10 protein-coding genes are annotated in these 8530 nt (G+C 59.4%); 8 read left to right on the forward strand and 2 right to left on the reverse strand.

What is annotated here, in order from left to right:
• From ACWYRJ_RS19845 to ACWYRJ_RS19880, 8 genes are all read left to right on the forward strand, one after another.
• A partial coding sequence (locus tag ACWYRJ_RS19845) for a DUF4312 family protein (RefSeq protein WP_455508477.1) occupies nucleotides 1–274 on the forward strand: 274 nt, incomplete at its 5' end.
• Nucleotides 275–296: 22 nt separating this feature from the next.
• Nucleotides 297–1073, forward strand: coding sequence for a DUF4311 domain-containing protein (locus tag ACWYRJ_RS19850; protein WP_024907277.1), 777 nt, complete (start codon nucleotides 297–299; stop codon nucleotides 1071–1073).
• A gap of 13 nt (nucleotides 1074–1086) precedes the next feature.
• A complete protein-coding gene (locus ACWYRJ_RS19855) occupies nucleotides 1087–1728 on the forward strand; it encodes a DUF4310 family protein (protein ID WP_003856081.1) in 642 nt (213 codons plus the stop codon).
• Nucleotides 1729–1770: 42 nt separating this feature from the next.
• Nucleotides 1771–2904, forward strand: a complete 1134-nt coding sequence (locus ACWYRJ_RS19860) for an amidohydrolase/deacetylase family metallohydrolase (RefSeq protein WP_455508478.1) — start codon at nucleotides 1771–1773, stop codon at nucleotides 2902–2904.
• Nucleotides 2888–4006, forward strand: coding sequence for a DgaE family pyridoxal phosphate-dependent ammonia lyase (locus ACWYRJ_RS19865; RefSeq protein ID WP_455508479.1), 1119 nt, complete (start codon nucleotides 2888–2890; stop codon nucleotides 4004–4006). Before ACWYRJ_RS19860 ends, ACWYRJ_RS19865 begins: the two co-directional genes overlap by 17 nt.
• Nucleotides 4003–4743 carry a 2-dehydro-3-deoxy-phosphogluconate aldolase gene (dagF, locus tag ACWYRJ_RS19870; protein WP_455508480.1) on the forward strand — a complete coding sequence of 247 codons (741 nt, stop codon included), beginning with the start codon at nucleotides 4003–4005 and terminating at the stop codon, nucleotides 4741–4743. Before ACWYRJ_RS19865 ends, dagF begins: the two co-directional genes overlap by 4 nt.
• Nucleotides 4744–4779: 36 nt before the next feature.
• Nucleotides 4780–5916, forward strand: coding sequence for a lactonase family protein (locus tag ACWYRJ_RS19875; RefSeq protein WP_455508481.1), 1137 nt, complete (start codon nucleotides 4780–4782; stop codon nucleotides 5914–5916).
• A 19-nt stretch (nucleotides 5917–5935) separates the two neighbouring features.
• A complete protein-coding gene (locus tag ACWYRJ_RS19880) occupies nucleotides 5936–7846 on the forward strand; it encodes a BglG family transcription antiterminator (RefSeq protein ID WP_455508482.1) in 1911 nt (636 codons plus the stop codon).
• A gap of 32 nt (nucleotides 7847–7878) precedes the next feature.
• Here the strand turns inward: ACWYRJ_RS19880 and nrdG are convergent, their stop codons facing one another.
• Together nrdG and ACWYRJ_RS19890 are read right to left on the reverse strand one after the other, a co-directional pair.
• Nucleotides 7879–8343 (reverse strand): anaerobic ribonucleoside-triphosphate reductase-activating protein, encoded by a 465-nt coding sequence (gene nrdG / locus ACWYRJ_RS19885; RefSeq protein ID WP_111965356.1) that lies wholly within the window; start codon nucleotides 8341–8343, stop codon nucleotides 7879–7881.
• Nucleotides 8344–8448: 105 nt separating this feature from the next.
• Nucleotides 8449–8530, reverse strand: an 82-nt coding sequence (locus tag ACWYRJ_RS19890) for a hypothetical protein (RefSeq protein WP_001654281.1), incomplete at its 5' end; no start/stop codon positions are given.

Genomic DNA, 8530 nt, shown 5'->3' on the forward strand with positions numbered 1-8530 from the left:
GAGAGTGAAGGGCAAAGGCGACGCCAAAGCGCGCGCCTTTGCCGACGCGCTCAACCACGTTCAGGCCGCGGTGATGAAAGCCTCACCGCATATCTTACTGCGTATTGAGCCACAGGATGTGCAGGTCGTTCAGGCGCAAGAAGCGGTGCGTAAAGAAGCGTTTCTGTTCTTCTTTCTGCGCCGGGAAAGACGCACCTACAGCGTGGAGCTGGATGTGACCGTCAACGTGACCGCTATCAATCTTGACCAGGTGGATTTCGTCACGCAACGCTGATTATTCATAAAAGGGCAGACTGATGTTCTTAATTATATTAATAAAATCGCTCATCATTGGCGGCCTGGTTGGCGTCGGTGTCGGAGCCGGGGCTGCACGCATGTTTCATGCGCCTACCACTCAGGGTATGGGCGCGTTTCGTACGTTGGGGGAACTGAACTCCTGTGAAGGGGATCCGGCGTCCCACTTCTCCTTTGGGTTAGGTTTCTTCTTTAACGCCTGGGCCTCTTCCGTGGCCGCAGGTGCCTTCACACAGGACGTTGACCACCGCATCATCCCGAACTGGGGTGCTGCTGCACTGATGATCAAAAACCGTAACGTCGGCGAAACGCTGCACGACCCGCGCAAAATGGCGATTGCCTGCGGCCTGATCGGCATGATTGTCGTGACCTTCCTTAACCTTACCGCCTCCTCCGTGCCGGCTGCCCTTCAGGTCACCGCCGTGAAGGTGCTGGTGCCGGCGGCAAACCTGCTGGTGAACACCGTGATGCCGGTGATCTTCTGGCTGGCGGCTATCGATGCGGGTAAAAAATCGGGCTTCTGGGCCACCATTTTTGGCGGCGCGGCGCAGCTGATTATGGGGAACGCCGTACCGGGCCTGGTGCTGGGGATCCTGATCGGTAAAGGCGTAGAAGAGAGCGGCTGGAACCACGTCACCAAAGTGATGATGGCGGCTATCGTCCTGCTCTTCGTGCTGAGCGGCTTCTTCCGCGGCTTCGACATGAAGATGATTGAATCCTTCCATCTGACAGTGCCGAACTGGCTCGACATGATCCACAACTCGCTCAGCGGTAAATAACAGGAGCCTCTAAATGGAACAGAATAAAGGTTTTTGGTATGCCGACTGGTCGTTCCCGATCTTCGTTGGCCTGCTCTCCTCCGGCGTGTTTGCCGGGACGCACATGTACTACCTCTACGGCATCGGCGCGTTTAACGAAGTGGCCTTCGTGGCGATGCTGAAAGCGGGCATTGATACCGGCGTTTACGGCGCGGTGGCGGCGTTTGGCGCGAGCTTCCTGTTCGCCCGTATTATAGAAGGCTCGCTGGTCGGTATTCTCGACATCGGCGGTGCAATCCAGACCGGCGTGGGCCTTGGCGTTCCGGCGCTGCTGCTGGGCGCGGGGATCATGTTCCCGGTGACCAACTTCATTGCTTCGCTAATCACCGGCCTGGTGATTGGCCTGGCGATTGGCTACGTCATCATCCTGGCGCGTAAGTTCACTATCAACCAGAGCAACTCCACCTACGGCGCAGACGTGATGATGGGTGCTGGCAACGCCTCCGGCCGCTTCCTCGGGCCGTTGATTATTCTCAGCGCCATGACCGCCTCCATTCCAATCGGCGTCGGTTCGCTGGTGGGTGCGCTGCTGTTCTACATCTGGCAGAAGCCGATTACCGGTGGCGCTATCCTCGGCGCGATGATTCTGGGCTGGCTGTTCCCGGTCGCCCTTTAATACCCGCGGGCGCTCCGGCGCCCGCCTTTTCAGGAGATCCTCATGTTTGATTTACTCCTGCGCCGCGCGCGCCTCGCCGACGATACCCTGACCGATATCGCCATTCAGGACGGGAAGATTGCCGCGACGGGCAACATTGACGCTCCCGCTCGCAAGACGGTTGATCTTAACGGTGACGTGTTCGTCAGCGCAGGCTGGATTGACTCCCACGTACACTGCTATCCGAATTCCCCGATTTACCACGACGAGCCGGACAGCGTGGGCATTGCCACCGGCGTCACCACCGTAGTGGACGCGGGCAGTACCGGTGCCGACGACGTGGACGATTTCTACGCGATCACCCGCAGGGCTTCCACTGAAGTCTTTGCCCTGCTGAACATCTCCCGCGTGGGGCTGATTGCCCAGAACGAGCTGGCCAACATGGCCAATATTGACGCCGACGCGGTGAAGCAGGCGGTGACGCGCCACCCTGATTTTATCGTCGGCCTGAAGGCGCGCATGAGCAGCAGCGTGGTCGGTGAAAACGGCATCACGCCGCTGGAGCGTGCCAAAGCCATTCAGAAAGAGAACGGCGACCTGCCGCTGATGGTTCATATTGGCAACAACCCGCCGAACCTCGACGAGATTGCCGAGCTGCTGAGCTCCGGCGACATTATCACCCACTGCTATAACGGCAAGCCTAACCGCATTCTGACGCCGTCCGGCGAGCTGCGCGCCTCCATCACCTCCGCCCTGAAGCGCGGCGTGCGTCTGGACGTCGGGCACGGTACGGCGAGCTTTAGCTTTGAGGTGGCGAAACGCGCCATTGCGATGGGCATTCTGCCGCACACCATCAGCTCGGATATCTACTGCCGCAACCGCATCAACGGCCCGGTGGGCTCGCTGGCAAGCGTGATGTCGAAGTTTCTCGCCATCGGCATGTCACTTCCGCAGGTGATTGACTGCGTCACCGCGAACGCCGCCGACGGCCTGCGCCTGGTGCGCAAAGGCCGCATTCAGCCGGATCTCGACGCCGATCTGACGCTATTTACCCTCAAGCGCCAGCCAACGGTGCTGACGGATGCCGAAAACGACAGCCTGCAGGCTGAATACATTCTGGTGCCGCTTGCCGCGATCCGCGCGGGCAAGGGCTACATGACCGAACAAGGGAGCACGGAACATGCCTTCGATTTATGAGAAGTACAACTTAAAGCAGGTGATCAACACCTCTGGCCGCATGACGGCGCTCGGCGTCTCCACGCCGCGCCCGGAAGTCGTGCAGGCGGCGATGGACGGCATGAATCACTATTTCGAGATGAAGGATCTGGTCAATAAAACCGGGGATTACATCGCGAAGCTGCTGGACGTGGAAGGGGCGACGGTGGTTTCCTGCGCGTCGGCGGGCATTGCCCAGTCCGTGGCCGCGGTGCTGGTAAAAGACAGCGACTGGCTGCTGGAAAACCTGCACGTCACACCGATTGAAAATAACGAAATCGTCCTGCCGAAAGGCCACAACGTGAACTTTGGCGCGCCGGTGGGCACCATGGTGGCGTTGGGCGGCGGCAGGCTGGTGGAAGCGGGCTACGCCAACGAATGTTCCGCCGATCAGCTGGCGGCGGCAATCACGCCGCGTACGGCGGCGATCATGTACATCAAATCACACCACTGCGTGCAGAAAAGCATGCTCAGCGTCGAGCAGGCGGCGGTTGTCGCACGTAAACACGACTTGCCGCTCATCGTGGATGCCGCGGCGGAAGAAGACCTGCAAGCGTACTACCGTTCCGGCGCGGACCTGGTCATCTACAGCGGCGCGAAGGCGATCGAAGGCCCAACCAGCGGTCTGGTGATCGGCAAAACCCAGTACGTTGAGTGGGTTAAGCGCCAGACGGCAGGCATTGGCCGCGCGATGAAGGTCGGCAAAGAGGGCATTCTCGGCCTGACCTGCGCCATCGAACACTACCTGACGGCCACTAAAGAGAGCGGCGCCGAGATGGTGGCGAAAATGACGCCGTTTATCGAGGCGCTCAACACCCTGAACGGTGTGACCGCGCGCGTGGTCTGGGACAGCGCCGGACGCGATATTGCCCGCACCGAGATTAAGTTCGACGAAGTCACGACCGGCGTCGGCACGGGCGATCTGGTGGCGAAGCTGAAGCAGGGCGAATACGCCATTTACTTCCGTGGCTACAAGGCCAACGAAGGGATAATCGAAGCGGACGTGCGCAGCGTAAATGCTGACCAGCTGAACATCGTGTACCGCCGCATTAGCGAAGTATTAGGACAGGAGAAAAACGCATGAAACTGACCCCCAACTTTTACCGTGACCGCGTCTGCCTGAACGTGCTGGCTGGGTCGAAAGGCAACGCCAGCGCCATCTACGAGGCGGCGGAAGGCCACGTGCTGGTGGGCGTGCTCTCCAAAAATTACCCGGACGTGGCGAGCGCCGTTGCCGATATGCGCGAATACGCGAAGCTGATTGATAACGCGCTGTCTGTTGGGCTGGGCGCGGGCGACCCGAACCAGTCGGCGATGGTGAGTGAAATCTCCCGCCAGGTGCAGCCGCAGCACGTTAACCAGGTCTTTACCGGCGTGGCCACCAGCCGCGCGCTGCTGGGGCAGAATGAGTCCGTGGTCAACGGTCTGGTCTCTCCGACAGGCACCGTTGGCATGGTAAAAATCTCCACCGGCCCGCTGAGCAGCAAAGCGCCGGACGGTATCGTGCCGGTTGATACCGCGATTGCCCTGCTGAAAGATTTCGGCGGCAGCTCCATCAAATACTTCCCGATGGGCGGCCTCAAGTGCCGTGACGAGTACAAGGCGGTAGCGGAAGCCTGCGCCCGCCACGACTTCTGGCTGGAGCCGACCGGGGGTATCGATCTGGAAAACTATGAGGAGATCCTGCAGATCGCTCTCGACGCGGGCGTGAGCAAAATCATCCCGCATATCTACAGCTCGATTATCGACAAAGCCAGCGGCGATACGCGTCCGGAAGACGTGCGTACGCTGCTGGCGATGACGAAGAAGCTGGTTAAATAAAACAAAACTAAACCGCACATACCTGAAGGAGCCACCATGCACACCCGTACCCTGCTTGTCGCTTCACTCTCAATGTTCGCCACCGCCGCTGTCGCCCAGACGCAATACGCCTGGGTGGGCACCTATAATCCGAACGGTGAAGGGCTGTACCGTTTTACTGTTAACCCGCAAACCGGCGCGCTGAAAGATAAAACGCTGGTGAGCAAACTGCCGAATGCGGCGCAGTTGACCCTTTCACGGGACGGCAGAACGCTGTATCTGGCAAGTGAAGTAGAGCAGGGCGTGGTGCAGGCGCTGCGCGTCGGCGATAACGGTGAGCTGAGCGAGCTTAATCAGGTGGCCTCCGGCGGTGCGGGGCCGGTTTACCTTTCGCTGACGCCGAACGGCAAGCATCTTCTGGTGGCGAACTACGTCAGCGGATCGATTGCCATTTTACCCGTCAACGCAGACGGCAGCCTGGGTGAAGCCACGGACAAACGTCAGGATCAAGGCGAACCGGGCGCGGCGAAGCCGGAAGCTGCCGTCGAGGGCAGTTTCGCGATCAGCGATCATAACGGCCCGCATGCGCACATGATCGCCGCCGATCCGAGCGGGAAATACGTGTTTTCGACCGATCTTGGGCTGGATCGCATCTATCAGTACCGCTTTGACGATCGGACAGGAAAGCTGACGCCGAACGATCCGCCGTTTATCAGCGCCTCCTCAAAAGGGGCCGGGCCGCGCCACTTTGTCTTTACGCCGAAGGGCGATGCCCTGTGGTTGATTAACGAAGAGGCGTCTACGCTCACCCATTATACCGTGAACGCCAACGGCACCTTAAAAGAGGGCAAAACGCTTTCAGCCCTGCCTGAAGGTTACAAAGGCACCAGCTTTGCTGCCGGTCTGGCGTTAAGCGATGATGGCAAACAGCTGTATGTGGCTAACCGTTTGCATAACAGCATCGGGCACTTTACCGTAACGGCGGAGGGCACGCTGACGCATCAGGATGACGTATGGACGCGTGGTGATTACCCGCGCACCCTGACGCTTGATAAGCAGGGACGCTGGCTGTACGTCATGAACCAGCGCAGCGACAACATTACCCGTTTCCGCGTGGCGCAGGACGGGAAATTGAGCTTCGAACCGGACTATACCCCGGTCGGCAGCCCATCCCAGATGGTCATTTCACCTTAAGCTGTAAGAGGACAACGACGTGCGATTTCCGAACCAACGTTTAGCGCAACTTTTCGAACTGTTGCAAAACGAGACGCTGCCGCAGGACGAACTGGCGCAGCGGCTGTCGGTTTCCACGCGAACCGTCCGTGCCGATATCACCGCCCTGAACGCGCTGCTGGCAAGCCACGGCGCGCAGTTTATCTTGAGCCGGGGCAACGGCTATCAGCTCAAAATAGATGATGCCCAGCGCTACCAGCAGCTACAGGCATCCCACCCGCGCGCGCTGCGTATCCCGCGGACCGGTCCGGAGCGCGTGCATTATCTGGTGGTGCGTTTTTTGACCTCGGCATTTTCTCTTAAGCTGGAGGATCTGGCGGACGAGTGGTTTATCAGCCGCGCCACGCTGCAAAGCGACATGGCCGAAGTCCGCGAGTGGTTCCATCGCTATAACCTGACGCTGGAAACGCGTCCGCGCCACGGCATGAAGCTGTTTGGCAGCGAGATGTCGACCCGCGCGTGCCTGACCGATCTGCTCTGGGAGCTGGCGCAGCAGGACAGCCTGAACCCGCTGGTGACCGACGTGGCGCTAAATGCGGGTGTGGCGGAGCAGATGGTGCCGGTGCTGCACGACGCCCTGACGCGTCACCACATTCGCCTGACCGATGAAGGCGAGCTGTTCCTGCGCCTGTACTGCGCGGTGTCGGTACGGCGCATCAGCGAGGGCTATCCGCTGCCGGAATTCCACGCCGAAGATGTGGAAGAGAACGTGCGCGAGGCGGCTAAGGATATCGCCGTCACCATCCAGCAGCTGGCGGGCAAGGCGCTCTCGCCATCAGAGGAGAGCTGGCTGTGCGTGCACATTGCGGCGCGGCAGATTCAGGAGATCGCGCCTAGCGCCATTAACGCTGACGACGACGAGGCGCTGGTCAACTACATCCTGCGCTATATCAACACTCACTATAACTACAACCTGCTCAGCGACGCGCAGCTGCACGCGGATCTGCTCACGCACATCAAAACCATGATCACCCGCGTGCGGTATCAAATTATGATCCCCAATCCGCTGCTGGATAACATCAAGCAGCACTACCCGATGGCGTGGGATATGACGCTGGCGGCGGTGTCGAGCTGGGGCAAATACACGCCGTATGCGATCAGCGAAAACGAGATTGGCTTCCTGGTGCTGCACATTGGCGTCGGGCTGGAGCGCCACTACAACATCGGCTACCAGCGCCAGCCGCGCGTGCTGCTGGTATGCGACGCCGGTAACGCGATGGTCCGCATGATTGAGGCGGTGCTGCAGCGTAAATATCCGCAGATTGAGGTGACGCGCACGCTCACCCTGCGCGAGTACGAGGTTGCGGAAACCATTGGCGAAGACTTTGTGATAGCCACCGCACGCGTCAGCGAAAAGTCGAAACCGGTAGTAACGATCGCCCCGTTCCCGACCGACTATCAGTTAGAACAGATTGGCAAACTGGTGCTCGTGGACCGCACCCGCCCGTGGATGCTGGATAAATACTTCGATGCAGCCCATTTCCGCATTATCGACAAGCCAATCGATCAGCAGACGCTGTTCCGCGAGCTGTGTGAACAGCTTGAGGCAGAAGGCTTTGTCGGCGCGGAGTTTCTGGATTCGGTTGTTGAGCGTGAAGCCATCGTCAGCACCATGCTCGGCGACGGCATTGCGCTCCCGCACTCCCTCGGCCTGCTGGCGCAGAAAACGGTGGTCTACACCGTGCTCGCCCCGCAAGGCGTTCAGTGGGGCGACGAAACCGCGCACGTTATCTTCCTGCTCGCCATCAGCAAAAGCGAGTACGAAGAGGCGATGGCGATTTACGATATCTTCGTCACCTTCCTGCGCGAGCGGGCGATGTCGCGGCTCTCTAGCTGCGGAGATTTTGCCGGGTTTAAGGCGGTGGCTATGGAGAGTTTGAGTCGGTTTTGAGGTAAGGGCGGACGGATAACATCCGCCTTTGCTCATCGCAGATGATGCACTACCTGGTTACTGCTGCCGCGCCAGATCAAAGACGGGTCTTTTAAATCCTGCACGAACTTGCCGTCGACCAGCACGTTAATCAGATCCACCACTTCCATCTGCTGCGTATTCAGTTCATCCAGCCTGTAGCCTGTCCAGACCCAGATATCTTTTCCCGCACACTCTGCACGAATGCGCTTCACCAGCTTCAGGATATCCGGCACGTTTTGCGGGTGCAGCGGATCGCCGCCGGAGAGTGAAATCCCCTGGCGGTGAATACGCGTGTCATTCAGGTCGCTGATGATTTTATCTTCAATCTCCGCGGTGAACGGCATGCCGGAATTGAGTCGCCAGGTGCTTTTGTTGTAGCAGCCGGGGCATTCATGGACGCAGCCTGAAACAAACAGGGTGCAGCGGGTGCCGGGGCCGTTGACGATGTCGACAGGGTAGTACTGGTGATAGTTCATAGCGAATAACCACGCCGGGTGGCGCTGCGCTTACCCGGCCTACAAAAGAGAGCGGTCCGTAGGCCCGGTAAGCGCAGCGCCACCGGGCATTAACGTGGCTGAGGATTAACCGATCTGCCCATTCCCCAAATGCTTCACGCGACGCTTCACCTCTTCCTGCTTCCCGGCGTTAAACGGACGCGCGTCC

The sequence above is a fragment of the Enterobacter sp. genome, from assembly GCF_977039595.1.